This is a genomic window from Pseudomonas sp. LB3P25 (assembly GCF_054897985.1).
Genome location: NZ_CM142711.1, coordinates 826,398 through 851,865 on the forward strand (window position 1 = coordinate 826,398; position 25,468 = coordinate 851,865).

Genomic DNA, 25,468 nt, shown 5'->3' on the forward strand with positions numbered 1-25,468 from the left:
GTCAGTAGACGCAGATTTTGATCACGAGTCTGATGGCATGGCGCTCACATCGCTTTGCGCATCCATTCTGAAAAAGGAGTTTTCATATGACCGAACAAGTGCACTTACCTGAGCTGCGTTCTTTGGTTCAGTCTCCGAGTAAAAATACTCAGGAGAGTCGGACCGAGATTCTGGCCGTTACTAATGGCGATGGTGAACTGATCGAAAACGGCGGCACCAGCAAAAATGGCGAATTAAGCTTTGTAGGCTCTGCTGAGCCTAATCAAACGGCAGAGGTGCTCGATTGGGGCATTCCCGTACATGATCCTGTTAACGTCGATAGCTTTGGTCACTACAGTGCCTTCTTGCCGAATCAGAGATGGGGTGAGCGCGAGTACAGCGTACGAACATCCGATGGGCAGGAATCAGCTTTGTGGCGCATTTTTTTGGACGTGCCTGTACTTGCAGAAATCCAGTGGGTAACGGGTCCTGACGGCGTTCCCATCGAAAGTGGTGGAAGCACTGTGCATAGCGCTCTGAGTTTTGTCGGCCAAGGGGTGGCTTTCCAGACAGTTGATCTCCTGGACAACGGGGAGTTGCTTCAAACACTCAACGTCGATGGAAACAATCATTGGAACGCCCTCGTTGAGAACGTGAGCGAAGGCGACCATGACTACACTATTCGTGGGAAAGGCGGTGAGGTATCGGCACCTTGGAGGATTCGGGTCACAAAGCCGGCTGAACTCACTGTCCAGTTTGTGATTGGAGCCAGTTTCCAGCTCATCGGGAATCACGAGCCGACGACTGATAAAAAGTTAACGCTTGTAGGCACGGCAAACCCCGGTGAAAGTGGGTTTATCGTTGACTATGAGAGAGAGCTGGTTCCATTCGTGGCTGATCAGAACGGTGTCTATACAGCAACTATTGAAGGCTTGGCAGAAAAGGTACATACCTTCAGAGCGAAATCTAACCAAGGTCGAGTCTCGATGCCATGGGCCATCAGGGTTGTTGCGTCGAAAGCAAGGCGCGCCGGTTCCTGAGTCACTGTCTAGTCCTTAAATAGGTTTACACCTATTTCACCCTAACGCTCGATGCACCGCATCGGGCGTTTGTATTTGGCGCGAGACTTTGAACCGCTACCTCTGGTCAGAAACATCGTTGTGCCTGTTATTTCTGACAGTAGACGGGGGGAGTTTATGGGGTGTCAGATGTGCGTGAAGTCGCACATTGGTGTGTGACAACGGCAGAAAAAAGGAGTTTTCCATGAGCGCAAATCCAACCGGTTTCGAAAATCATGTATCAGATAAACCGGCAATTAGAGAAGTCAGTGGCAATTAGGTAGTTATCGAAAACGGAGATACCACGTCTGCAAGACAACTGTACTTCTTCCTATCAGGGCTGGCCAACAAAGCGCTAAGGCTTCTTGAAGATGAAAAATTAAAGGAGCTAGTTATCCCCAGCGATCAGGGGGACATAGGCGTTTGGACTCGGGTAACGGATGGCGAGCATCTATACAGATTGTTAGCGTTCGATGACCAATCGTCAGATCCGTTTAAAATCATCGTCAATAGTAGGGTCACTATTGAGTCCGTGACTGATTCCACGGGGCCTGTTCAGAACGGCGACATCACTAAAGACAACAATCTAGGCATAAAGGGAAAGGCGCCCAGCGGCACTGGGGAAATTCGCGATGGCGAGGATGTGCTCGCAAAATTCAACTCGAATGGTGTAATTCCATGGAGTGCAGAACTCGTCGATTTACCGGACAAGAAGTATGAATTGATTGCCATGTTGTTCGGTGACACAGAACCGTCAAATAAATTTGTCGTTACGGTGAAGACGCAGGACAAGCTCACTATCAGTTCTGTCAAGGGAGGCGACATCCCCATCGACAACGGGGGGGGAACTACTCACAAGAAGTTAACGCTGAAAGGTCAAGGAAACTCCGGTGAGGACGGGTACATCGTTAATGGCTTGGAGGATGATGCGAAACTTGTCCCTTTCCAGGTTATAGGCGATACGTGGGAAGCCGAGATCCCCAACTTGGAGCCTCGCACATATCAATTCATTGCTGAATCCAGGACGCGAAAGTCAGATCCTTATATCGTCACGGTAATCGGTCCCAAGTAATAACCTTTAGTACCGCAGCAAAGACCAATAAAACTGAAAGCCCACCGAGGATGAATCTTCGGTGGGCTTTCTGCTGTTCTGATATCACTCAAGGCGCAAACGGCATCACCCGCTTGTGATGAGTCTTCTTATACGTGTCACAAATAATCTTGAATGCCTCCTCACGCACCGGCTCGCCATGCAAAAACGCGTCGATCTCGGCGTAGGTCACACCGTGGGACGCTTCGTCCGGCTTGCCGGGCGACAGGTCTTCAAGGTCGGCCGTCGGGATTTTTTCCACCAGCGATTCCGGTGCGCCGAAGCTGCGGGCGATGTTCCGGACCTGGTTTTTCACCAGACCGCTCAGCGGTGCCAGGTCGCAGGCGCCATCACCGAACTTGGTGAAGAAACCCATCACCGCTTCCGCCGCGTGGTCGGTGCCGATCACCAGGCCCTGGGCTGCGCCGGCGATGGTGTACTGGGCGACCATGCGCATCCGCGCCTTGGTGTTGCCGAGCACGAAATCCACCGAGACCGCGTGCTTGCCTTCAAAGGCCGCTACTTCACTGGCCAGGGATTTGACGGCCGGGCCGATGTTCACCGTGTGACGTTCGTCCGGGGCGATGAAGTCCACCGAGGCTTGGGCGTCGTGTTCGTCGAACTGGGTTTCGTACGGCAGGCGCACGGCGATGAACTTGTAGCTGTTGTCGCCAGTGCGGGTGCGCAGTTCGCGCATCGCACGCTGGGCCAGCAGGCCGGCGGTCAGGGAATCGACGCCGCCGCTGATGCCGAGTACCAGGGTCTTGAGCCCGGAATTGACCAGGCAGTCCTGGATGAAGGTAATCCGCCGGGCGACTTCAGCCTCGAGGGCGGCCTGGTCGGCGAACGGCGGCTGGACCTTGAGCTGTTCAGCAATCTCACGCTGTTCGGCTTGCATGAATTCACTCCTTGCTAGATGTGCTTGATGTGCTGGAAAGGGCGGCAGGTACTTTGAAAACGTGTCGCAAATAGGCGACGAAATTCGGGTCTTTGCAGTGAGTTTTGCCTGGCTCATCGGAAATCTTTGCCACGGGCTGGCCGTTGCAGGCGGCCATTTTAAGCACGATGCTCATCGGTTCGACACCCGGAATATCGCACGTCAGGTTGGTGCCGATACCAAAGCTGACATTGATCCGACCGCGCAACGCCCGAAAAATCTCCAGGGACTTGGGCAGCGTCAGGCTGTCGGAGAACACCAGCGTCTTGCTCATCGGGTCGATGCCCAGCTTGTGATAGTGAGCGATGGCCTTTTCCGCCCAGAGCACCGGGTCACCGGAGTCATGGCGTAAACCGTCAAACAGTTTGGCGAAGTACAGGTCGAAATCGCTGAGAAAAGCATCCGTGGTAATGCAGTCGGTGAGGGCGATCCCCAACAGGCCACGGTACTCGCGGACCCAGCAATCGAGGGCGGCAATCTGACTGTCGATCAGCCGTGGGCCGAGTTGTTGGTGGGCCATGATCCATTCGTGGGCCATGGTGCCCAACGGCTTCATGTCCAGCTCCCGTGAAAGGTGCACGTTGCTGGTGCCGACAAAACGGCCGGGGAAATCGTGCTTGAGCACGTTCACCACTTCCTCCTGCACGCGGTACGAGAAGCGACGGCGAGTGCCGAAATCGGCGACCTGCAATTCGGACAATTCGTCTGCGCTGGCGTTGGCGGTGAGCCAGTCGAACTTGCGATAGAGCTGCTCGCGCGCCTGTTCCAGGACGATCTCACGGTAGCGATAGCGGTTGCGCACTTCGCTGACGATCGCCAGCAGCGGCACTTCGAACAGGATCACGTGCAGCCATGGCCCGCGCAGGCGGATGAACAGCTCGCCGTTTTCGATACCGGTGTGGACGTAGCGCAGATTGAAGCGGAACAGCCCGAGAAAGCGCAGGAAATCTGGCTTCATGAAGCTGATGCGCTCCATGAAACTCAACTGGTCGGCGCTCAGGCTCAATTCGGCAAGGCGCTCGATCTGGAAGCGGATTTCCGCCAGGTACGGGCGCAAATCTTCACTGTTACGGCAACGAAACTCCCATTCGACTTCCACGTTCGGGTAGTTGTGCAGCACCGCCTGCATCATCGTCAGTTTGTAGAAGTCGGTGTCGAGCAGGTTCTGCACGATGCGATCGCCAAACACGCTCTCGCTCATAACGGGGTTCTCCAGGCTGGCCGCGGCCTGCGGCGGCGACGTTGCAGCTGTTTCAATGAATGGGGGTAGTGGCGCATATCAGCGGTGAGGATTGCCAGTGATTTTTTAGACCGCAGCAGATTCCTGTGGGAGCGAGCCTGCTCGCGAAGGCGGTGGGTCAGTCAACATTGATGTTGAATGGGCCGGCCTTTCGCGAGCAGGCTCGCTCCCACAGGGATTGTGTGAAGCTTCAAATTTGCGGTGCGTTCGGGCTGTCGATCTGCTCCAGCATCCACTTCACAAAATCCCTTACTTTTGGCACTTCCGCCGAATGCTCCGGGTACGCCAGGTAATAGGCATCGGTGCTCGGCATCGCGTGCTGCCAGGGTATGACCAGTTTTCCGTCGGCCAATTCCTCTTCCACCAGAAACCGCGGCAACAGCGCCACACCGCAGCCGACCTGGGCTGCGCGGATGCACATGTAAAAGGTTTCAAAACGCGGGCCGTGGTAGCTGTGTTCGGTGTGGTAGCCCTGACTGTCGAACCAGTCGTGCCAGGCCTGGGGCCGCGAGGCGTTTTGCAGCAGGACCAGGTCGGTGAGTTGCGTGGGGTCGGTGAACGGCGTGTCCGGCAGACTGCCCGGTGCGCAGACCGGCACCAGCTCTTCGCCGAACAGCTTCAGGCATTCAGTGCCGGGGCGTGAACCCTGGCCGAAGTAGAACGCCAGGTCGCTGCGACCTTGCAGCAGATCGTCGGCTTCCTGCTCGCTGCACAGGTCCAGATGGATCGAGGGGTGGCGCAGGCGCCAGCCTTTCAAGCGTGGCACTAGCCAGCGCGCGCCGAAGGTCGGAGGCGTCGAGACGCGAAGGACTTCAGTTTCACCGCCGTAGGAGCGCAAGTAGTGAGTCGACATCTCGACCTGCGTGAGGATTTTTCGTACCTCCACCAGGTACAAATCACCGGCAGGGGTCATTTGCAGGCGACGGCGTACCCGGCGGAACAACAGGTGCTGCAGCAATTCTTCGAGTTGCGCGACCTGTTTACTGACGGCGCTCTGGGTCAGGTTCAGCTCTTCGGCGGCCCGGGTGAAGCTCAAATGCCGGGTCACAGCCTCAAAACACTGCAGCGCGGTGATCGACGGCAAGTAGCGTTTATTCAGCATGGGTTGTCCTTTTTCTTGTTTCTTTCTTACCAGCAATTCGCAGCATGAATAAACGGAATGATATCTCTCTTAAAGGTCGTTTGTTGGGTAACGTCGGGAGCGCTAAAACTACAGGCCTCACCAGCCGAATTAATCCGGCTGCACGTTTTCTGTTTTTCGCTTGAGGAGTGACCCATGGTTGCCGCATTGCTTGATCGTCTTGGTGTGAACCCGGCCCTGTACCAGAACGGCAAAGTGCCGGTGCATTCGCCGATCGATGGCAGCCAGATCGCCGCCGTGAACTGGGAAGGCGCCGCTGAAGTCGAGCAGCACATCAGTCGTGCAGATCATGCGTTCGAATTGTGGCGCAAGGTCCCGGCCCCGCGCCGTGGCGAACTGGTCCGCCAACTGGGCGATATCCTGCGCGAATACAAGGCCGATCTCGGCGAGCTGGTGTCCTGGGAAGCCGGCAAGATCACTCAGGAAGGTCTGGGTGAAGTTCAGGAAATGATCGACATCTGCGATTTCGCCGTCGGCCTGTCCCGTCAGCTGTACGGTTTGACCATCGCTTCCGAGCGTCCTGGCCACCACATGCGCGAAACCTGGCACCCGCTGGGCGTCGTTGGCGTCATCAGCGCGTTCAACTTCCCGGTCGCGGTCTGGGCCTGGAACACCGCGCTGGCGCTGGTCTGCGGCAACCCGGTGATCTGGAAGCCGTCGGAAAAAACCCCACTGACCGCACTGGCCTGCCAGGCGCTGTTCGACCGCGTACTGAAGAACTTCAGCGACGCGCCGCCGCACCTGAGCCAAGTCATCATCGGCGGTCGCGATGCCGGTGAAGCCTTGGTCGATGACCCACGTGTCGCGCTGATCAGCGCCACCGGCAGCACCCGCATGGGCCGCGAAGTGGCACCGAAAATCGCCGCACGTTTCGCTCGCAGTATTCTGGAACTGGGCGGCAACAACGCAATGATCCTCGGCCCAAGCGCCGACCTGGACATGGCCGTACGGGCCATCCTGTTCAGCGCCGTCGGCACTGCCGGTCAGCGTTGCACCACGCTGCGCCGTCTGATTGCCCATGAATCGGTGAAAGAAGAAATCGTCAGCCGCCTGAAAGCCGCTTACTCCAAAGTGCGCATCGGCAATCCACTGGAAGGCAACCTGATCGGTCCGCTGATCGACAAACACAGCTTCGAAAACATGCAGGATGCGCTTGAGCAGGCCTTGAGCGAAGGCGGCCGGGTGTTCGGCGGCAAGCGCCAATTGGAAGACCAATTCCCTAACGCTTATTACGTCTCGCCGGCCATCGTTGAAATGCCGGAGCAGAGCGATGTGGTCTGCAACGAAACCTTCGCGCCGATTCTGTACGTGATCGGTTACAAAGATTTCGACGAAGCGCTGCGCCTGAACAACGCCGTGCCTCAAGGCCTGTCCTCGTGCATCTTCACCACTGACGTGCGTGAAGCCGAGCAGTTCATGTCGGCGGTGGGCAGCGACTGCGGCATCGCCAACGTCAACATCGGCCCGAGCGGCGCGGAAATCGGCGGGGCGTTTGGCGGTGAGAAAGAAACGGGCGGTGGTCGTGAATCCGGTTCCGATGCATGGCGCGGCTACATGCGTCGTCAGACCAACACCGTGAACTATTCGCTGGAGTTGCCGTTGGCTCAGGGCATTACGTTCGACTAAACCTCAAGTCGAATAGTGATCCCCCTGTGGGAGCGAGCCTGCTCGCGAAGACGGCGGCACATCCAACATTGATGTGACTGACAGACCGCATTCGCGAGCAGGCTCGCTCCCACATATGAATTGTGTATCTGTTAGGTTTCTGTTGGAGTCTGGCAATGCCGTTACGCGAAGAGTGTCTGTGGGAAAAACTGACGCCGCAAAGGCCTGACAACGCGGCGCTCAAAGGCGAAGTGAAGGTTGACGTCTGCGTCATCGGCGCCGGTTTCACCGGTCTGTCGGCAGCGGTGCATCTGCTGGAAAAAGGCAAAACTGTTTGTGTGTTGGAAGCCCATCGCGCCGGTCATGGCGGATCGGGGCGCAACGTCGGGCTGGTCAATGCCGGGATGTGGATTCCACCGGATGAGATCGAAGCCGGGTTTGGCGAGGCGGTCGGCAGTCAGCTCAACCGCATGCTCGGTGCGGCGCCGTCCCTGGTGTTCAGCCTTGTGGATAAGTACAACATCGATTGCCAGTTACGCCGTGAAGGCACGTTGCACATGGCGCACAACGCCCGTGGCGAAGCGGACTTGCGCAGTCGTGAAGAACAATGGAAGCGTCGCGGTGCGCCGGTGGAACTGCTGACCGGTCAAGCCTGCGAACAAGCTACTGGCACCAAAAAGATTGCCGCTGCGCTGCTCGATCGACGTGCGGGCACGATCAACCCAATGGCTTACACGACGGGGCTGGCCAAAGCGGCCATCGGTCTTGGCGGTCAGTTGTTTGATCATTCCCCTGTGACCCGGCTCGAACGTCAGGGCCAACGCTGGTCGGTACAAACCGCTCAGGGTTCGGTGCTTGCCGAGCAAGTCGTGATTGCCTCTAACGCCTATACCGAAGGTGACTGGACGGAATTGCGGCGCAACTTCTTCCCTGGTTATTACTATCAAGTGGCGTCGGTCCCGCTGACCGAAGAGGCTGCGCAGCAAATTCTCCCGGGTGGCCAGGGCTCCTGGGACACCCGCCAGGTCCTCAGCAGTGTTCGTCGCGATAAGGATGGCCGTCTGTTGCTCGGCAGTCTCGGTAATGGCAATCAGAAACCGACCTGGTTCCTCAAAGCCTGGGCCGACCGGGTTCAGCAGCACTATTTTCCTTATCTCAAACCGGTGGAATGGGAATGCACCTGGACCGGTTGCATCGCCTTCACCCCCGATCATTTGATGCGTTTGTTCGAGCCGGCGCCCGGTTTAGTGGCAGTCACCGGTTACAACGGCCGGGGCGTCACTACTGGCACTGTCGTCGGCAAAGCCTTTGCCGATTATCTGTGTAACGGAAATCCTCAAGCGCTGCCGATTCCCTTTGCGCCTATGCAGCCGTTGGCGGGTGTGGGATTGCGCAGCTGTCTGTACGAGGCCGGATTCTCGCTGTATCACGCAGGCCAGTGCCTGCGGATCGTTATTTGATTGTTGAAATTTGTTGCTGAAAGCGGCGCTTTTTCGCGCAGCGACTAGCCTGTAAAAGGTGCGGGTTGTAGCAGTTCCGCACCAGCAGTGTGCACTTCGGTGACGCACGTTGTTACAGGCTGGTTGCACGTCGTTTGGCGCCGCGGTTGCAATGATGGCGCGCTCGGGTTGCGCCTTTAAAAATAAATGGTTTCACCTCCCGCGGTTTAGACGGTTGCACGCCCAATGAAAATGGGATCGAAACAGTCGAAATAACAATAAAGCAGCGACTTTTTTCAGAATAAAAAACCGATGGCACGGCCCTTGCTCTGAGCATTCAGGAAGTCGCAGTGCCAACTAAAAAAAAACCTTGGAGCACCACCTCATGTCCCAGACGTTTTACAAAAAAGGCTTTTTGGCCCTCGCAGTGGCAACTGCGTTGGGTGTTTCTGCGTTTGCACAGGCTGATGTGAAAATCGGTGTGGCGGGGCCGATGACAGGCGCCAACGCGGCATTTGGCGAGCAGTACATGAAGGGTGCACAGGCTGCGGCCGATGCGGTCAACGCGGCAGGCGGCGTCAACGGGGAAAAAATCGTACTGGTGAAGGGCGATGACGCCTGCGAACCGAAACAGGCTGTGACGGTCGCTAAGGACCTGACCGAAAAGAAAGTCGTTGGTGTGGTAGGTCACTTCTGCTCCTCGTCGACCATCCCTGCCTCCGAGATCTACGACGAAGCCGGCATCATCACGATCACCCCAGGTTCCACCAACCCCAAGGTGACCGAGCGCGGCCTGAGTGCCATGTTCCGCATGTGCGGGCGTGACGACCAGCAAGGTATCGTGGCTGGCGACTATGTCGTCGACGTGCTCAAGGGCAAGAAAGTCGCCGTACTGCACGACAAAGACACCTACGGCCAAGGCCTGGCGGACGCCACCAAGGCGCAACTGGTCAAGCGCGGCGTAACGCCGGTGCTGTACGAAGGCCTGACCCGCGGCGAGAAAGACTTCAGCGCCGTGGTGACCAAGATCCGTGCGGCCGGTGCCGACGTGGTCTACTTCGGCGGCTTGCACCCGGAAGCCGGTCCACTGGTTCGCCAACTGCGTGAACAGGGCCTCAAAGACGTCAAGTTCATGTCCGATGACGGCATCGTGACTGACGAACTGGTGACCACCGCCGGTGGCCCACAGAATGTTGATGGCGTACTGATGACCTTCGGCGCCGACCCACGCCTGCTGCCAGACAGCAAGACCGTGGTAGACGCCTTCCGCAAGGCCGGCACCGAACCTGAAGGCTACACCCTGTACGCCTACGCTTCGGTCCAGACCCTGGCCGCTGCGTTCAATGGCGCCAAGTCCAACAAGGGCGAAGACGCTGCCAAATGGCTGAAAGCCAACAAGGTCCAAACCGTCATGGGCGAGAAGACCTGGGACAGCAAGGGCGACCTGAAAGTCTCCGACTACGTGGTTTACCAGTGGGACAAGGACGGCAAATACCACCAGCTGGAAAAACAGAAGTGATATGAACTGCTGATTGCCCGGCGTCTTGTGCATCGGGCAATCAATCAACATGTCCGTGCAGTACCTGTCTTTTCTCGTAGAGCTGCACACAACCGGTTGCGCCGGCGGCTGAACCCCGGTCCGTCGTACCCGGTTTATGTGCAGTCTCTCAAATGCGTGAGATTGCGTTATGGATGGTATTTTCCTGCAGCAACTGGTCAACGGCCTGACCCTCGGGTCGGTCTATGGCCTGATCGCCATCGGCTACACAATGGTCTATGGCATCATCGGCATGATCAACTTCGCCCACGGCGAGGTTTACATGATTTCCGCTTACCTCGCGGCGATCAGTCTGGCTCTGCTGGCTTACTTCGGTATTGAATCCTTCCCTCTGCTGATGCTCGGCACACTGGTCTTCACCATCATCGTCACGGCGGTGTATGGCTGGGTCATCGAGCGCGTCGCCTACAAACCGTTGCGCAACTCCACACGACTGGCACCGCTGATCAGCGCCATCGGTATTTCGCTGATCCTGCAAAACTATGCACAGATCGCCCAAGGCGCCCGTCAACAAGGCGTACCCACACTGCTGACCGGTGCATGGCGAGTTGAAGTCGGGAGCGGCTTCGTTCAGCTCACCTACACCAAGATCTTCATTCTGATCGCCGCATTTGTCGGGATGGCCCTGCTGACCTACGTCATCAAGTACACCAAGCTCGGCCGCATGTGCCGCGCCACCCAGCAAGACCGCAAGATGGCTTCGATCCTGGGGATCAATACCGACCGGGTGATTTCCTATGTGTTCATCATCGGTGCGGCGATGGCGGCCCTGGCCGGCGTGCTGATCACCATGAACTACGGCACGTTCGACTTCTACGCCGGGTTTGTCATCGGGATCAAAGCGTTCACTGCCGCGGTACTCGGCGGGATCGGTTCGCTGCCTGGCGCCATGCTTGGCGGGATTATTCTGGGGATCTCCGAATCACTGTTCTCAGGTTTGGTGAACTCGGACTACAAAGACGTTTTCAGCTTCTCGCTGCTCGTTCTTGTTCTGGTCTTTCGGCCTCAAGGCCTGCTCGGCCGTCCTCTTGTGTCGAAGGTGTAAGCGATGTCTTCAACCACTAAAAAAACAATTGATCTCAAAAGAAGCCTGGTTGACGCGATTCTTGCCGGCCTGGTGGCCCTGATTGTGTTCGGCCCGATTGTCGGCATCGTCCTCGACGGCTACGGCTTCAACCTGGAAACGACCCGGGTGGCGTGGATTGTCGCCATTGTCATGGCCGGCCGCTTTGCCTTGAGCCTGTTCCTGCAAACCTCCAAGGGCCTGAAAATTCTTGAAGGCTTTGAAAGCACCGGCTCCGGGGTTCATGTACTGCCGCCTGATTACAAAACCCGGTTGCGCTGGATCATTCCGGTGTTGATTGTCATTGCCGTGGTGTTCCCGTTTTTCTCCAACTCCTACTTGCTGGGCGTGGTCATCCTCGGGCTGATCTACGTATTGCTGGGCCTGGGGCTGAACATTGTGGTCGGCCTGGCCGGCCTGCTCGACCTGGGTTACGTGGCGTTCTACGCCATCGGTGCCTATGGGTTGGCGCTCGGTTACCAATACCTCGGTCTGGGCTTCTGGACGGTGCTGCCGCTGGCGGCGATCACCGCCGGCCTTGCCGGTTGCATCCTCGGTTTCCCGGTGCTGCGCCTGCACGGTGACTACCTGGCGATCGTGACCCTGGGCTTCGGTGAAATCATCCGGTTGATCCTCAATAACTGGCTGTCCCTGACCGGCGGCCCGAATGGCATGGCCGCCCCATTGCCAACCTTCTTCGGCATCGAGTTCGGCAAGAGGGCAAAAGAGGGCGGGGTGCCGTTCCATGAGTTCTTTGGCATCGCCTACAACCCGGACGTGAAGTATTACTTCATCTACGCGGTGTTGTTCCTGGTGGTATTGGCCGTATTGCACATCAAGCACCGCTTGACCCGCATGCCGGTCGGTCGCGCCTGGGAAGCCTTGCGTGAAGACGAAATCGCTTGCCGCTCCATGGGCCTGAACCACGTACTGGTCAAACTCTCGGCGTTCACCATCGGTGCATCGACGGCCGGTCTGGCCGGCGTGTTCTTCGCCACCTACCAAGGCTTCGTCAACCCGACCTCGTTCACCTTTTTCGAATCGGCATTGATTCTTGCCATCGTGGTACTCGGCGGCATGGGCTCGACCATCGGCGTGGTGATTGCGGCCTTCGTGCTGACCGTCGCCCCGGAACTGCTGCGGGGTTTCGCGGAGTATCGCGTGCTGCTGTTCGGCATTCTGATGGTGTTGATGATGATCTGGCGACCGCGCGGCCTGATTCGGATCAGCCGTACCGGTGTGACCCCGCGTAAAGGAGTAGCGCCATGAGCGAAGTCGTACTCTCGGTCGAGAAGCTGATGATGCACTTCGGCGGCATCAAGGCGTTGAACGATGTCAGCCTGAAGGTCAAACGCAACTCGATCTTCGCCCTGATCGGCCCCAATGGCGCCGGCAAAACCACCGTGTTCAACTGCCTGACCGGGTTCTACAAGGCCTCGGGCGGCAAGATCGAACTCAATGTGCGCGGCGAGCAAACCAACGTTATCAAGCTGCTGGGCGAATCGTTCAAACCCACCGATTTCGTTTCGCCGAAAGCGTTTGCCAGTCGGATGTTCTACAAGATGTTCGGCGGCACCCACCTGGTGAACCGGGCCGGCCTGGCGCGGACATTCCAGAACATTCGCCTGTTCAAGGAAATGTCGGTGCTGGAAAACCTGCTGGTGGCCCAACACATGTGGGTCAACCGCAACATGCTGGCCGGTATCCTCAACACCAAGGGTTATCGCAAAGCCGAAAGCGATGCGCTGGACCACGCGTTCTACTGGCTGGAAGTGGTGGACCTGGTGGACTGCGCCAACCGTCTGGCCGGTGAGCTGTCTTACGGTCAGCAGCGCCGTCTGGAAATCGCCCGGGCCATGTGCACCCGGCCGCAGATCATCTGCCTCGACGAACCGGCCGCCGGCCTCAACCCTCAGGAAACCGAAGCGCTGAGCGCGATGATCCGGCTGCTGCGCGATGAGCACGATCTGACCGTGGTGCTGATCGAACACGACATGGGCATGGTAATGAGCATTTCCGACCACATCGTGGTGCTGGACCACGGCATCGTCATCGCCGAGGGCGGACCTGATGCGATTCGTCACGATCCGAAAGTGATTGCGGCCTACTTGGGCGCCGATGAAGAGGAAGTGGTGCTATGAGTAAACCCATCCTCGAACTCAAGGAGCTGGACGTGTTTTACGGGCCGATTCAGGCCCTGAAGAAAGTCTCGCTGCACATCAATGAAGGTGAAACCGTCAGCCTGATCGGCTCCAACGGCGCCGGTAAATCGACTCTGCTGATGTCGATTTTCGGTCAGCCGCGTGCGGCGGACGGGGAGATCATCTATCAGGGTGTGGATATCACTCACAAATCATCCCACTACATCGCGTCCAACGGCATCGCTCAATCGCCGGAAGGCCGGCGGGTGTTCCCTGACATGACCGTCGAGGAAAACCTGCTGATGGGCACCATTCCTATCGGTGACAAGTACGCCAAGGAAGACATGCAACGCATGTTCGAGTTGTTTCCGCGACTCGAAGAACGGCGCACCCAGCGGGCCATGACCATGTCCGGCGGCGAGCAGCAAATGCTCGCCATCGCCCGTGCACTGATGAGCCGACCGAAACTGCTGTTGCTCGATGAGCCGAGCCTGGGGTTGGCGCCGATCGTGGTGAAACAGATCTTCGCGACCCTGCGGGAACTGGCGAAAACCGGCATGACCATCTTCCTGGTGGAGCAGAACGCCAACCACGCCCTCAAACTGTCGGACCGGGCGTATGTGATGGTCAACGGCGAGATCCGCCTCACGGGCACCGGCAAGGAGCTGCTGGTTAACGAGGAAGTGCGTAACGCCTATCTCGGCGGGCACTGATAAGTCGATGTTATGCAAAAGCCCCGGCGAGCAATCGCCGGGGCTTTTTTACATGTGCGCCAGGCATGGCGCGTTGCGCGCAAGCGCAACCAGCTTGGCTGTGGTGGCCTCGCTGGTGACTTGGAGGTGAAAGTCCTCTACACACCCGGCAAGGGGAAGTGTTAGCCAGAGGCAAGGGTGTCGCGGGTGACCGCGAATCTGAAGGAAGCCCGAGGCAAAATGCTGGCCTGACGAACAGCAAGCGGATAGAGGCGGCGCAGCGGGGTAAAGGGGCGTGTTTCCCTAAAGCCCAATACTTGCACGGGACGCTGCGACGTAGATCCGACAGGCATAAGCAGGAAGGTCGCGCGAATTACCCTGGGAGATCTGCACGTTTGCCACAGTGCTACCGAGCGTCGAGAGGCGACGGGATGAACGTGCAGAAGTCAGCCGAGGCCGTAGTAAATGGCGAATAACCCCGTCACCAAGGGCCGAACAAGTTATGCCGCCAGTAGGCGTCAAAGTCTCGTTGAATACCGAAATGCAGAAATTTCTCCAAGAGAAGACTGTTACTCCGAGTCCCGGACAGTATCCGAGGATGACGGCTGACAGCGCACAGGTATCGGCGGCGTCTGTGACGTGGACGAACGCGGAGCCGGACACGCTGATGGAGCGGGTGCTTGCGCCGGCCAACCTTAGGCGTGCGTATCAACGTGTGGTCAGCAACAAGGGCGCACCAGGTGCCGATGGCATGACGGTCGACGACTTGGCGGACTACGTGAAACAGTATTGGCCGACCCTCAAGGTGAGGTTGCTGGCCGGCGAGTATCACCCGCAGGGTGTACGCGCCGTTGACATCCCCAAACCCAAAGGCGGAACACGGCAACTGGGTATTCCCAGCGTCGTGGATCGCTTGATCCAACAGGCACTGCTGCAACAGCTCACGCCAATCTTCGATCCTCTGTTCTCGGACTACAGCTACGGCTTTCGTCCGGGTAGAAGCGCTCACCAAGCCATCGAAACCGCTCGCGGCCACGTGGCAGCGGGTCACCGCTGGTGCGTGGAACTTGATCTCGAGAAGTTCTTTGATCGGGTCAACCACGATGTCCTGATGGCCTACGTGGCGCGTCAAATCGAAGACAAGCGTGTGCTCACGCTGATCCGTCGTTACCTCGAAGCGGGAACGATGTCGGGCGGACTCGTCAGCCGACGGCAGGAAGGGACGCCGCAAGGCGGCCCGCTCTCGCCGTTGCTGTCGAACATCTTGCTCAACGAACTCGACCGCGAACTGGAACGGCGAGGCCATCGCTTCGTGCGTTATGCCGACGACGCGAACATCTATGTGCGCAGTCAGCGAGCTGGCACGCGGGTGATGACCGGTGTTGAGCGTTTCCTGAATCAGCGCCTGAAACTGACGCTGAACCGGGAAAAGAGCCACGTAGCACGGCCTTGGGTCTGCGACTATCTGGGTTATGGGATGAACTGGCATCAGCAACCGAGGCTGAGAGTGGCGACGATGAGTCTGGGTCGCTTGCACGACCGGTTAAGAGACCTGCTGCGCGGGGCGCGGGGCCACAAGATGGCGAATGTCATCGAACGGATAAACCCTGTGCTGCGCGGGTGGGCAGGCTACTTCAAGCTCAGTCAGAGCAAACGGCCACTTGAGGAAATTGACGGCTGGGTGCGGCGCAAACTTCGCTGCGTCGTCTGGCGTCAATGGAAGCGGCCCTCAACGAGGGCACGTAACTTGATGCGCCTGGGGCTTAGCGAAGCTCGCGCCTGCAAATCAGCCTTCAATGGCCGAGGCCCATGGTGGAGCTCGGGAGCATCTCATATGAATCAGGCGCTGCCGAAGAAGCTATGGGATCAACTTGGGTTGGTCTCGATACTGGATACGATAAACCGGCTTAGCCGCATAGCTTGAACCGCCGTATACGGATCCGTACGTACGGTGGTGTGAGAGGACGGCGGATGTAAATCCGCCTCCTACTCGATCTCCAATTCACATCAGACCCTGTGGGAGCGAGCCGGCTCCGGGCGGCGTTCCGACGAACGCGATCTGTCTGTCACATTAATGTTGGATCTGCCGCCGCTTTCGCGAACAGGCTCGCTCCCACAGGGGCAGTGGTGTGCTTTCGGCAAATTGTGGAAAACAAATTTGCCAAGCTCTTAAAGCGCGACATAAAGCCGCTGCAAATAGTTGTTTTGTCACGGTTTTGACTTGTCCCCGTTTGCTGTGGAGCTGGCTGTGAATAACGTGGGAGTAGCTGGCTGAAAGCCTTTTAAACCGTGGCTTGCAGAGTTGTGGTTGTTTTTTGATCAGGCGTTTTTGCCGGACCGCGAGCGGGCTTTGTCAATCTTTTTGTTGGTGACGAAAACGGGCCGAAATGGAGTGGAGCTGCCTGTGGATAAGTCTGTGGTTAAACTCTGGAAAGACTCGGCTGAAGGCCGTAGTTGCTGGCTTGGCGCCATCGTCGGTATGGCCGGTCAATCGTGCAAAATGCCATGGGCTACACAGCCGACGTTCCAGGGTCAAGCAAAAAAATTTCCAATTTGCCCGCAAAGCCTTGTGCACAGCGGCTTACAGCTTTTCCACTTGCCCCCGGAAACTGTGGATCGGCCTGTGGATAAGGTGCGCGCACATGGCTGAAAGCCACGGCGAGCAAGGCGCGGCAATCTTTGATCGTTTTTTGTACAGCTTGTACGGTAGTTGCCGCTGTGGGCAAGGCCGGGCATGCTGCCTGCTGATTTTCTATTCCAGTGGCTGTCGATCAGCCGAAGCAAGGAGAACACGATGTCCAACACCCTGTTTATTACCGGCGCGACCTCCGGTTTTGGTGAAGCCTGCGCCCGTCGTTTTGCCGAAGCCGGTTGGAAACTGGTGCTGACCGGCCGTCGTGAAGAGCGCCTCAATGCGCTGTGCGCCGAGTTGTCGAAGCAGACCGAGGTCCATGGCCTGGTGCTCGACGTGCGTGATCGCAAGGCCATGGAGGAGGCAATCGCCAACCTGCCGCCGTCCTTCGCCAAACTGCGCGGGCTGATCAACAACGCCGGCCTGGCCCTGGGCGTTGACCCGGCGCCCAAGTGCGACCTCGACGATTGGGACACCATGGTCGACACCAACATCAAAGGCCTGATGTACAGCACTCGTCTGTTGTTGCCCCGCCTGATCGCTCACGGTCGCGGCGCCGGCATCGTCAACCTCGGCTCCATCGCCGGCAACTACCCGTACCCGGGCAGCCATGTGTATGGCGCGAGCAAAGCGTTCGTTAAACAGTTTTCCCTGAACCTGCGCTGCGACCTGCAAGGTACGGGCGTGCGGGTGAGCAATATCGAGCCGGGCCTGTGTGAAAGCGAGTTCTCACTGGTGCGTTTCGCCGGTGATCAGGAGCGTTACAACGCGACCTATGCCGGTGCCGAGCCGATCCAGCCGCAAGACATCGCCGACACCATTTTCTGGGTGCTCAATGCCCCGGCGCACATCAACATCAACAGCCTGGAGCTGATGCCGGTGAGCCAGACGTGGAGCGGGTTTGCGATTGAGCGCAATGCTGGCAAGGCTTAATTGTGGCGAGGGAGCTTGCTCCCGCTGGACTGCGCAGCAGTCCCTTTTTTAGGGCCGCTTCGCAGCCCAGCGGGAGCAAGCTCCCTCGCCACAGAGGGTTTAGCCGAGATACTCGGCCAACCCGCGATAGCAGGTTGCCAAGTGATAAGGCGTGGTCGAGGGCATGTCCCGACGGGTCACATCCCCATTCTCGTCCCGGCACTCATACCAGCCACCCGCATGCAGGGAGTGCTGCTGCAACGCCTGCAACTGGTGCAGCACCGCGGCCTCGCTGTCTGGCCGCAAGGTCAGGGCACGCAGGTATTCAGCTTGAGCCCAGATTCGCTGCGTAGCGTCCCGAGGTGGGCCGTTCGGCTCCAGGTCGAGCATGGCTCGCACGGCGCCGGTCCGTTGATCGACGCCCAGTTGTTCGGTGAACGCAAAGGCGCGTTCCAGAGAGGCATGCAGTGCCGAACCGCGCAGCAACGAAGACGACTCCAGCAGGAAATACCACTCGAACTGATGCCCCGGTTCAAACCAGTTATCCACAGCGCCCAGCGGTTTTTCCATCAACACACCGTGTTGCGGATCGATAAAGCGCTTCTGCATGGCTGTGCATAACTCGACGAGCGCGTCTTGCACGGCGACGTCTTTGCGCACCGACAGCGTGGCGAGGAAGGCTTCGGCCAAGTGCATCAGGGGATTTTGCAGCGGCCCGGATTTGAGCGTGGACCAGTCGCGGTCGAGGCTGGCTTCGTACAGGCCGTCGCCTGTCGCAAAGCGCTGCGCGACCACTTCCAGTACGGCGTTGAGCACCGATTCCACCAGCGGCTCGCGGACCTTGTCCCAGTAATGGGCGCAGGCGAACAGGATGAAAGCATGGGTGTAGAGGTCTTTGCGCTGATCCAGCGGCGCGCCCTGTGGGTCGACGCTGTAGAACCAGCCGCCATGCTCGGCGTCGTGGAAATGCTGCTGCAAGGAGCGGAACAGCGCTGCGGCGCGCTCTTCAGCGGCCGGTACCTGGCCGATCAGGCTGGAAAACAGGTAGAGCTGCCGCGCGCAGGCCATGGCCCGGTAGCGCTGGGGCGGCAGCGGTTGATGCCCGGCGTCCAGCGCCTCATAGGGCAGCGCCATGTCGGCATTCCAGCCGGGCCCTTGCCAGAGCGGCACGATCACGTCCAAAAAGTGCTGTTGCACCGAGGCAAACAGAGCGGTCAATTCAGGCTGGGAGGCGGAGCGGGAAACAGGCGGCATTGGCTGGCGTCGTCACGGCAGGGTTGATTGCGCGACATGTTATCAGGCTTGACAGATGCGGTGTCTGTCAGACCGTCTTCGCGAGCAGGCTCGCTCCCACAGTGGATCTGTATACGCAGGACTTATGTGGGAGCGAGCTTGCTCGCGATGAGGCCATCACAGGCGATAAAGAAATCAGCCCGCCAACAACCACACGCCAGTCGCCGCCGACGCTGCACCCGCCAGTCGAACCAACGGCGCCGCCGCTTGCGGCAACACCCGCACCACGGCATAACCCAACCCATGCAATGCAGCCGTCGCCACCACAAAACCCGCCGCATACGCCCAGGGGCTCGACATGTCTGGCAATTCCAAACCATGCGCCACCCCGTGGAACAGCGCAAACAAAGCGGTTGCCGCAACAGCGAGGCTCAACGGCGGACGCACTGCCAACGCCACAGCCAGACCCAGCGCCAGCACCGACGCCGCAATCCCGCTCTCCAGTGCCGGCAGGTTCAGCCCTTCAAACCCCAGCAATCCGCCGATCAGCATGATGCCGACGAACGTGCAGGGTAGCGCCCAGCGTGCAGCACCTTTCTGCTGCGCTGCCCACAAACCGACCGCAACCATTGCCAATAAGTGATCGAGGCCTCCGATCGGGTGGCTGATGCCGGCGATCAAACCGTTGTCGCCATGCCCCGGGTGGGCGAAGGCGATGGCCGGGGTCAGCAGCAGGGCCATTGCGCCCAGAATGCGTTTAAGTGTCATGGATAAGCTTCCTTGTTGATAAAAGTGGATCGTATTCACGCCGCTGTCAGCAGGCCCTGGCGTTCGATAAAGGCGATGATCTCTTCCAGGCCCAGACCGGTTTTCTGGTTGCTGAAAACGAACGGTTTGCCGTTGCGCATGCGCTTGGTGTCGCTGTCCATCAGTTCCAGCGATGCACCCACCAATGGCGCGAGGTCGACTTTGTTGATCACCAGCAGATCCGATTTGCAGATCCCGGGCCCACCCTTGCGCGGCAGTTTGTCGCCGGCCGAGACGTCGATCACGTAAATGGTCAGGTCGGACAGTTCCGGGCTGAAGGTGGCGGACAGGTTGTCACCACCGGATTCCACAAGGATCAGGTCCAGCCCTGGAAAGCGGCGGTTGAGTTGGTCCACGGCTTCGAGGTTGATCGAGGCGTCCTCGCGGATCGCCGTGTGCGGGCAGCCGCCGGTTTCCACACCGATGATCCGCTCCGGCGCCAGGGCTTCGTTGCGCACCAGAAAGTCGGCGTCTTCACGGGTGTAGATGTCGTTGGTGACGACGGCCAGGTTGTAACGGTCGCGCAGGGCCAGGCAAAGAGCCAAAGTCAGGGCGGTTTTGCCGGAGCCGACCGGGCCGCCGATGCCAACGCGCAAAGGTTGTGTGTTCATGTGATTCTCCAAATGAAAAGGCCCTAGGAGCGGAATAGACGGCTGTACTGGCGCTCATGGGCCATGCACGCCAGGGACAGGCCGAAAGCAGCGCTGCCATAGTGTTCGGGGTTGATTCGGGTGGCGTTCTGCTGGGCTTCTTGCAACAACGGGAGCAATTGGCTGGTCAGGCGTTGCGCGGCTTGCTGACCCAGCGGCAGGGTTTTCATCAACACCGCCAGTTGGTTTTCCAGCCAACTCCAGAGCCACGCCGACAGCGCGTCCTGCGGGCTGATGTTCCAGGCGCGAGCGGCCAGTGCCCAGCCGAGGGCCAAGTGCGGCTCGGGACGTTGTTCAAGAAAGGCGCGGGCCGGTGCATCAAGCTCCGGCAAACCGTTGAGCAGTTGTTGCAGGGAATAGCCCATCTGCCGGCTCTCCTGATGCAGCTCGCGGGTTTCCCGGCTGGCGCGATGCTCTTCGCAGCGTTGCAGCAGTTCGGCCCAGTTTTCGTCCGCTGCAGCCAAGCAATGGGCGAGCAGCAATGGCGCTTCGAAGCGCGCCAGGTTCAGCAGCAACTGATCGCTGATCCAGCGACGGGCGCTGTCAGGATCATTCACCCGGCCGTTATCCACCGCCATTTCCAGGCCTTGGGAATAGCTGTAACCGCCAATCGGCAACTGCGGACTGGCCAGGCGCAATAGCGCCCAGGCTGGGTTCATGGCCGCACGCCGAACTGGTGCAGTTTCGGCGGATAGTTGAAGTCTTCATCGCCGTGCCGCGAATGGTGGTGACCTCCGCCATAGGCGCCGTGTTCCGGCTGGAACGGCGCTTCGATGTTCTCCACCTTGGCATCCAGCTGTTCGAGCATGGCCTTGAGCACGTAGTCGTCGAGCAGGCGCAACCAGCCATCGCCAACTTGCAGGGCGACGTGGCGGTTGCCGAGGTGATAGGCGGCGCGAGTCAGTTCGAAAGCATTGGCGCAAGTGACGTGCAGCAGTTGCTCGGCCCGGGCGCAGACGCGGACGATGCGCCCGTCTTCGGCTTGCAGGCACTCGCCGTCATACAGCGGTGGCTGGCCGCGCTCCAAAAACAACCCGACGTCTTCACCCTCGGCACTGAAACAGCGCAAACGGCTTTTGCTCCGGGCTTCGAAGGTCAGGTGCAACTCGGCGGCCCAGAGGGGTTGAGGGTCGATTCTGCGATGAATCACCAGCATCGGAAGGCTTCCAGCAATGGACAATGCTTAGGCTAGAGCAAGGGGCTTGCCAATCGGGTGATACGTAGGAAATGCCTGTCGGAACTCAGCAGGTGCTTCAGGATGTTGCAGAGTTTTGAACTGGAATGGTGCAAGTGTTTTTCAATGGCACCAAATTGATGCTTTGACTGGTTTTTTGTGGGAGCGAGCCTGCTCGCGAAGAGGGAGTGTCAGTCAATAAATATGTTTTCTGAGTCACCGCATTCGCGAGCAGGCTCGCTCCCACAGGGTTACTCGGTACTACCGAGCCCTTGCCAATGCTTTAACCCGATAAAGATAAAGCGCAACTGCTGGGTGATCTTTGCTTGGGGCGTCAGGTGCTCGGGTAATGCTTGCGCCGGCGGATCAATGATGTCCGGCAAAGTCGCGAACACGCTTTTAACAATCAGATCGGCCATGACGCTCAGGCCGGCGATGTCCAGGTGTTGCAATTTCGGCATCAAGGACAAGTCGGCCGCCAAGTCCGAGCTGATGTCTTCGCGCAAACGGGCGATGGCCAGCCGCACCGGCAGCGAACCACCGTACTGCTCGCGGGCCAGAAACAGGAACTGTGAGCGATTGGCCGTGACCACGTCGAGAAAGATCCGCACCGAGGCGTCGATGATGCCGCCCATGACGAACTCGTTGTGGCGCACCAGGCGAATGGTTTCGCGGAAGGTCTGACCGACTTCACTCACCAGCACCAGGCCCAGTTCATCCATATCGGCAAAATGCCGGTAGAAACCGGTGGGCACGATCCCGGCGGTTCTGGCGACTTCGCGCAGGCTCAGGCTGCCGAATCCTCGGCCGCATTCCATCAAGTGGCGGGCAGCATCCATCAGGGCGTTGCGGGTCTGTTGTTTCTGTTCGGCGCGGGGCAGCATCGCAAGGGTGTTTTCTGGATAAGACAGCGGCGCACTCTAGCAAATCGGCTTTGCCGGCGTCGAACGACTATCGGGGGGATCAAGCGGGGAAGTGAGGCATCTATAACGTCAAAAGCCCAATCCGGGGGATTGGGCTTTTTTTCAGGGCCGCCACGGGCTTAGCTCAAAGCGCTGTTGCGTTCGATTACACGGTCACCACCACCTTCAGCCAGGGTTTGGCCTTGTGGAGTGCGGTCGGAACCGTCAGCAGCCAGGGTTTGGCCTTGTGGAGTGCGGTCGGAACCGTCAGCAGCCAGGGTTTGGCCTTGTGGAGTGCGGTCGGAACCGTCAGCAGCCAGGGTTTGGCCTTGTGGAGTGCGGTCGGAACCGTCAGCAGCCAGGGTTTGGCCTTGTGGGGTGCGATCGGAACCATCAGCAGCCAGGGTTTGACCTTGTGGGGTGCGATCGGAACCGTCAGCCGCCAGGGTTTGGCCTTGTGGAGTGCGGTCGGAACCATCAGCAGCCAGGGTTTGACCTTGTGGAGTACGGTCCGAACCATCTTGGGTGATCAGGCCTTTTTCTTTCAGGCGATCATTGCCACCTTCGGCAACGGTTTGGCTGAACACCGAGTGGGTGGATTTCACTTGCGGCGTGGCCTGGTCAGCAGCTGGCAGGGCGAAAGCAGTGCTGGCCAGCATCGAGAGGGTAAGGCTAAACAGTAATTGGCGTTTCATGATTGGGTGCTCCGTAGGAGGGCGATAAAGTGGGTACGAGGGCAATGCTACTCTCGATAAGTCGATATAAAAGTTCATAAACGCAATGGTAATAATCAACGGAATTGATTGTTCCGTGAAAAGGCTCTAGATCGGGCGTTTCCGGCGGAAATTTTTGCACTGGAGTGGGTATTTTCGACTCACTTTTGCCTTGCGAAAGTGCGGGGTCGGTAACGCCGGATGAGGGGGCAGAGTGTCCCCGGCCGATTATTTGAATGTTAAGCGGCATTTCGGTTAAACCTGCGCACCATTTCCCAGTCCTAGATGTCATGGCAGGCCGGTTCTGGCCTAACGTTTCAAACGTGCGTCGCAGTCAGGACGCTCAGTCGTATCAGGAGCCCTGTGCAATGACGCGCACTCGTAAAGTTTTTACCTGGACCCTCGCCAGCCTCGTTGTCCTGCTGGCCGTATTGGTTCTGATCATCGTGTTCTTCGATTGGAACCGGATCAAACCACCGCTTAACGCCAAAGTTTCCGAAGAGCTGCACCGCCCGTTCGCCATCAACGGCAACCTCGCAGTGGTCTGGCAACGTGAACCCGACGAGGGCGGTTGGCGCGCGTGGGTGCCGTGGCCGCATGTGGTGGCGGAGGATCTGAGCCTGGGCAACCCGGACTGGTCGAAGAAGCCGCAGATGGTCACCCTCAAACGCGTCGAGTTGCGCATCTCGCCCTTGGCCTTGTTGGCGCAGCGCGTGGTGATCCCGCGTATTGACCTGACCGAACCGAATGCCGACCTCCAGCGCCTGGCCGACGGTCGGGCCAACTGGACCTTCAAGTTCGACCCCAAAGACCCGAAAGCTGAGCCTTCAAGCTGGGTGGTGGATATCGGCGCGATTGGCTTCGACAAAGGCCACGTCACTCTCGACGACCAGAGCCTGAAGACTCAGCTCGACTTGATCATCGACCCGCTGGGCAAACCGATTCCATTCAGTGACATCGTCGGCGACAAAGCCGCGAAAAATGCGTCGCAGAAGGGCGCCGCGCCGCAGGATTACGCGTTCGCGATGAAGGTCAAAGGCCAATACCACGGCCAGAAACTCGATGGAGAAGGCAAGGTCGGCGGCTTGCTGGCCTTGCAGGACGCGGCCAGACCGTTTCCGCTTCAGGCACAAGTGAAGATCGCCGACACCAGCGTCGAGCTGGCCGGCACCCTCACCGATCCACTGAACCTCGGCGCTCTGGACTTGCGCCTGAAACTGGCCGGCACCAGCCTGGGCAATCTCTACCCGCTGACCGGCGTGACCCTGCCGGACACACCGCCCTACGCGACTGACGGGCATTTGATCGCCAAGCTGCATGAAGTGGGCGGCGCAGTGTTCCGTTACGAAGAATTCAACGGCAAGATCGGTCAGAGCGACATCCATGGCAGCCTGGCCTATGTCGCCAGCCAGCCGCGACCGAAACTCAGCGGCTCATTGCTATCTAATCAACTGCTGTTTGCCGACCTGGCCCCGCTGATCGGTGCCGATTCCAACGCCAAGCAAAAGGCCCGTGGGGGTGAAAGCAAGCAGCCAGCAGACAAGGTGTTGCCGGTTGAAGAGTTCAAAACCGAGCGCTGGCGCGATATGGACGCTGATGTCGAATTCACTGGCAAACGCATCGTCCACAGCGAAAAACTGCCGTTCAACGATCTCTACACCCACCTGATACTGACTGACGGCGTGCTCAGCCTTGAACCCCTGCGCTTTGGCGTGGCTGGCGGCAACCTGGATGCTCAGATTCGCCTCAATGGCCGAACTGAACCGTTGGAAGGCCGGGCGAAGCTCACGGCCCGCGGTTTCAAACTCAAGCAGTTGTTCCCGACCTTTGAGCCGATGAAAACCAGTTTCGGCCAGCTCAATGGCGATGCCGACATCACCGGTCGTGGCAACTCGGTGGCCAAACTGCTGGGCACTGCCGATGGCAATCTGAAGATGCTGATCAATGACGGCGCCATCAGCCGCGAATTGATGGAACTGGCCGGGCTCAACGTCGGCAACTATGTGGTGGGCAAGATCTTTGGCGACAAGGAAGTGAAGATCAACTGCGCTGCCGCCGACTTCGACATCAAGACCGGACTGGCGACCACACGTCTGTTCGTCTTCGATACCGAAAACGCGATCGTCTACATCGATGGCACGGCCAACATGGCGACTGAGCAACTGGACCTGACCATCAGCCCGGAATCGAAGGGCTGGCGTTTGATTTCGCTGCGTTCGCCGCTGTATGTGCGGGGCAAGTTCATCAAACCTGATGCGGGTGTGAAGGCTGTGCCGCTGATGCTGCGCGGGGCGGGGATGGTGGCGTTGGGGGTGATTGCGGCGCCGGCGGCAGGGTTGTTGGCGCTGGTGGCGCCGAGCGGTGGCGAACCGAATCAGTGCGCGCCGTTGCTGGAGCAGATGAAGGCGGGCAAGGCGCCAGTCACCGTCAAACCAACGAAGTAATCGGGTGCCTGTAAGGCACTCTTCGCGAGCAAGCCCGCTCCCACATTAGACCGCGATC

Annotated in this window: 22 protein-coding genes; 12 read left to right on the top strand and 10 right to left on the bottom strand. The window is 58.7% G+C overall.

The window, feature by feature from the left end; translation table 11 throughout:
• Positions 1-86: 86 nt before the first annotated feature.
• Together ACYZTW_RS03645 and ACYZTW_RS03650 are read left to right on the top strand one after the other, a co-directional pair.
• The gene (locus tag ACYZTW_RS03645; RefSeq protein ID WP_462003767.1) at positions 87-1,019 is read left to right on the top strand and encodes a hypothetical protein; all 933 of its coding nucleotides are present in this window, start codon (positions 87-89) and stop codon (positions 1,017-1,019) included.
• Between the two features lie 550 nt (positions 1,020-1,569).
• Entirely contained in the window at positions 1,570-2,109 is a 540-nt protein-coding gene (locus tag ACYZTW_RS03650) for a hypothetical protein (protein WP_462003768.1), read from the top strand.
• A gap of 88 nt (positions 2,110-2,197) precedes the next feature.
• Here the strand turns inward: ACYZTW_RS03650 and nadE are convergent, their stop codons facing one another.
• The 3 genes from nadE to ACYZTW_RS03665 form a co-directional block, all read right to left on the bottom strand.
• Positions 2,198-3,025, bottom strand: a complete 828-nt coding sequence (gene nadE / locus ACYZTW_RS03655; RefSeq protein WP_462003769.1) for an ammonia-dependent NAD(+) synthetase — start codon at positions 3,023-3,025, stop codon at positions 2,198-2,200.
• A gap of 4 nt (positions 3,026-3,029) precedes the next feature.
• Complete coding sequence (gene pncB, locus ACYZTW_RS03660; RefSeq protein WP_462003770.1) at positions 3,030-4,265, bottom strand: nicotinate phosphoribosyltransferase; 1,236 nt, start codon at positions 4,263-4,265, stop codon at positions 3,030-3,032.
• Between the two features lie 229 nt (positions 4,266-4,494).
• Positions 4,495-5,406, bottom strand: coding sequence for a LysR family transcriptional regulator (locus tag ACYZTW_RS03665; RefSeq protein ID WP_462003771.1), 912 nt, complete (start codon positions 5,404-5,406; stop codon positions 4,495-4,497).
• Between the two features lie 174 nt (positions 5,407-5,580).
• Here ACYZTW_RS03665 and amaB point away from each other — a divergent pair, with 174 nt between their 5' ends.
• From amaB to ACYZTW_RS03710, 9 genes are all read left to right on the top strand, one after another.
• Positions 5,581-7,071: an L-piperidine-6-carboxylate dehydrogenase gene (amaB, locus tag ACYZTW_RS03670; protein WP_462003772.1), complete on the top strand. Its 1,491-nt coding sequence runs from the start codon at positions 5,581-5,583 to the stop codon at positions 7,069-7,071.
• Positions 7,072-7,226: 155 nt separating this feature from the next.
• Positions 7,227-8,510, top strand: coding sequence for an L-pipecolate oxidase (gene amaA / locus ACYZTW_RS03675; RefSeq protein ID WP_462003773.1), 1,284 nt, complete (start codon positions 7,227-7,229; stop codon positions 8,508-8,510).
• Positions 8,511-8,874: 364 nt separating this feature from the next.
• Entirely contained in the window at positions 8,875-10,008 is a 1,134-nt protein-coding gene (locus tag ACYZTW_RS03680; protein ID WP_462003774.1) for a branched-chain amino acid ABC transporter substrate-binding protein, read from the top strand.
• A 169-nt stretch (positions 10,009-10,177) separates the two neighbouring features.
• Positions 10,178-11,092 carry an ABC transporter permease subunit gene (locus ACYZTW_RS03685; protein ID WP_149631977.1) on the top strand — a complete coding sequence of 305 codons (915 nt, stop codon included), beginning with the start codon at positions 10,178-10,180 and terminating at the stop codon, positions 11,090-11,092.
• A 3-nt stretch (positions 11,093-11,095) separates the two neighbouring features.
• Positions 11,096-12,379, top strand: a complete 1,284-nt coding sequence (livM, locus tag ACYZTW_RS03690) for a high-affinity branched-chain amino acid ABC transporter permease LivM (RefSeq protein WP_462003775.1) — start codon at positions 11,096-11,098, stop codon at positions 12,377-12,379.
• Entirely contained in the window at positions 12,376-13,251 is an 876-nt protein-coding gene (locus tag ACYZTW_RS03695) for an ATP-binding cassette domain-containing protein (RefSeq protein WP_129438930.1), read from the top strand. The genes livM and ACYZTW_RS03695 overlap by 4 nt, the downstream gene beginning before the upstream one ends.
• Entirely contained in the window at positions 13,248-13,964 is a 717-nt protein-coding gene (locus tag ACYZTW_RS03700) for an ABC transporter ATP-binding protein (protein WP_462003776.1), read from the top strand. Before ACYZTW_RS03695 ends, ACYZTW_RS03700 begins: the two co-directional genes overlap by 4 nt.
• 481 nt (positions 13,965-14,445) lie before the next feature.
• On the top strand, positions 14,446-15,867 hold the full coding sequence (gene ltrA, locus ACYZTW_RS03705; RefSeq protein ID WP_462001834.1) for a group II intron reverse transcriptase/maturase: 1,422 nt from the start codon (positions 14,446-14,448) through the stop codon (positions 15,865-15,867).
• Between the two features lie 870 nt (positions 15,868-16,737).
• Positions 16,738-17,508, top strand: coding sequence for an SDR family oxidoreductase (locus tag ACYZTW_RS03710; RefSeq protein ID WP_046044806.1), 771 nt, complete (start codon positions 16,738-16,740; stop codon positions 17,506-17,508).
• Between the two features lie 99 nt (positions 17,509-17,607).
• Here ACYZTW_RS03710 and ACYZTW_RS03715 read toward each other — a convergent pair whose 3' ends face one another.
• The 7 genes from ACYZTW_RS03715 to ACYZTW_RS03745 form a co-directional block, all read right to left on the bottom strand.
• Positions 17,608-18,741: an AGE family epimerase/isomerase gene (locus ACYZTW_RS03715; RefSeq protein ID WP_462003777.1), complete on the bottom strand. Its 1,134-nt coding sequence runs from the start codon at positions 18,739-18,741 to the stop codon at positions 17,608-17,610.
• Positions 18,742-18,915: 174 nt separating this feature from the next.
• Complete coding sequence (locus tag ACYZTW_RS03720; protein ID WP_462003778.1) at positions 18,916-19,488, bottom strand: HupE/UreJ family protein; 573 nt, start codon at positions 19,486-19,488, stop codon at positions 18,916-18,918.
• A 35-nt stretch (positions 19,489-19,523) separates the two neighbouring features.
• Positions 19,524-20,138 (bottom strand): urease accessory protein UreG, encoded by a 615-nt coding sequence (gene ureG / locus ACYZTW_RS03725; protein ID WP_111449236.1) that lies wholly within the window; start codon positions 20,136-20,138, stop codon positions 19,524-19,526.
• A 23-nt stretch (positions 20,139-20,161) separates the two neighbouring features.
• Positions 20,162-20,836, bottom strand: coding sequence for an urease accessory protein UreF (locus tag ACYZTW_RS03730; protein ID WP_462003779.1), 675 nt, complete (start codon positions 20,834-20,836; stop codon positions 20,162-20,164).
• Positions 20,833-21,333, bottom strand: coding sequence for an urease accessory protein UreE (gene ureE / locus ACYZTW_RS03735; protein WP_462003780.1), 501 nt, complete (start codon positions 21,331-21,333; stop codon positions 20,833-20,835). Before ureE ends, ACYZTW_RS03730 begins: the two co-directional genes overlap by 4 nt.
• Before the next feature lie 269 nt (positions 21,334-21,602).
• Positions 21,603-22,235 carry a TetR family transcriptional regulator gene (locus ACYZTW_RS03740; RefSeq protein WP_462003781.1) on the bottom strand — a complete coding sequence of 211 codons (633 nt, stop codon included), beginning with the start codon at positions 22,233-22,235 and terminating at the stop codon, positions 21,603-21,605.
• Positions 22,236-22,393: 158 nt separating this feature from the next.
• Positions 22,394-22,948: a WD40 repeat domain-containing protein gene (locus ACYZTW_RS03745; protein WP_080932502.1), complete on the bottom strand. Its 555-nt coding sequence runs from the start codon at positions 22,946-22,948 to the stop codon at positions 22,394-22,396.
• 386 nt (positions 22,949-23,334) lie between these two features.
• Between ACYZTW_RS03745 and ACYZTW_RS03750 the strand changes: the two genes are divergently transcribed.
• The gene (locus ACYZTW_RS03750) at positions 23,335-25,410 is read left to right on the top strand and encodes an AsmA family protein (RefSeq protein ID WP_462003782.1); all 2,076 of its coding nucleotides are present in this window, start codon (positions 23,335-23,337) and stop codon (positions 25,408-25,410) included.
• Positions 25,411-25,468 lie beyond the last annotated feature (58 nt).

Bases quoted from the DNA above. Each gene is read 5' to 3' on its own strand.
- ACYZTW_RS03645 (WP_462003767.1), top strand. From the start codon at position 87: ATGACCGAACAAGTGCACTTACCTGAGCTGCGTTCTTTGGTTCAGTCT.
- nadE (WP_462003769.1), bottom strand. From the start codon at position 3,025: ATGCAAGCCGAACAGCGTGAGATTGCTGAACAGCTCAAGGTCCAGCCG.
- pncB (WP_462003770.1), bottom strand. From the start codon at position 4,265: ATGAGCGAGAGCGTGTTTGGCGATCGCATCGTGCAGAACCTGCTCGAC.
- ACYZTW_RS03665 (WP_462003771.1), bottom strand. From the start codon at position 5,406: ATGCTGAATAAACGCTACTTGCCGTCGATCACCGCGCTGCAGTGTTTT.
- amaB (WP_462003772.1), top strand. From the start codon at position 5,581: ATGGTTGCCGCATTGCTTGATCGTCTTGGTGTGAACCCGGCCCTGTAC.
- amaA (WP_462003773.1), top strand. From the start codon at position 7,227: ATGCCGTTACGCGAAGAGTGTCTGTGGGAAAAACTGACGCCGCAAAGG.
- ACYZTW_RS03680 (WP_462003774.1), top strand. From the start codon at position 8,875: ATGTCCCAGACGTTTTACAAAAAAGGCTTTTTGGCCCTCGCAGTGGCA.
- ACYZTW_RS03685 (WP_149631977.1), top strand. From the start codon at position 10,178: ATGGATGGTATTTTCCTGCAGCAACTGGTCAACGGCCTGACCCTCGGG.
- livM (WP_462003775.1), top strand. From the start codon at position 11,096: ATGTCTTCAACCACTAAAAAAACAATTGATCTCAAAAGAAGCCTGGTT.
- ACYZTW_RS03695 (WP_129438930.1), top strand. From the start codon at position 12,376: ATGAGCGAAGTCGTACTCTCGGTCGAGAAGCTGATGATGCACTTCGGC.
- ACYZTW_RS03700 (WP_462003776.1), top strand. From the start codon at position 13,248: ATGAGTAAACCCATCCTCGAACTCAAGGAGCTGGACGTGTTTTACGGG.
- ltrA (WP_462001834.1), top strand. From the start codon at position 14,446: ATGCCGCCAGTAGGCGTCAAAGTCTCGTTGAATACCGAAATGCAGAAA.
- ACYZTW_RS03710 (WP_046044806.1), top strand. From the start codon at position 16,738: ATGTCCAACACCCTGTTTATTACCGGCGCGACCTCCGGTTTTGGTGAA.
- ACYZTW_RS03715 (WP_462003777.1), bottom strand. From the start codon at position 18,741: ATGCCGCCTGTTTCCCGCTCCGCCTCCCAGCCTGAATTGACCGCTCTG.
- ACYZTW_RS03720 (WP_462003778.1), bottom strand. From the start codon at position 19,488: ATGACACTTAAACGCATTCTGGGCGCAATGGCCCTGCTGCTGACCCCG.
- ureG (WP_111449236.1), bottom strand. From the start codon at position 20,138: ATGAACACACAACCTTTGCGCGTTGGCATCGGCGGCCCGGTCGGCTCC.
- ACYZTW_RS03730 (WP_462003779.1), bottom strand. From the start codon at position 20,836: ATGAACCCAGCCTGGGCGCTATTGCGCCTGGCCAGTCCGCAGTTGCCG.
- ureE (WP_462003780.1), bottom strand. From the start codon at position 21,333: ATGCTGGTGATTCATCGCAGAATCGACCCTCAACCCCTCTGGGCCGCC.
- ACYZTW_RS03740 (WP_462003781.1), bottom strand. From the start codon at position 22,235: ATGCTGCCCCGCGCCGAACAGAAACAACAGACCCGCAACGCCCTGATG.
- ACYZTW_RS03745 (WP_080932502.1), bottom strand. From the start codon at position 22,948: ATGAAACGCCAATTACTGTTTAGCCTTACCCTCTCGATGCTGGCCAGC.
- ACYZTW_RS03750 (WP_462003782.1), top strand. From the start codon at position 23,335: ATGACGCGCACTCGTAAAGTTTTTACCTGGACCCTCGCCAGCCTCGTT.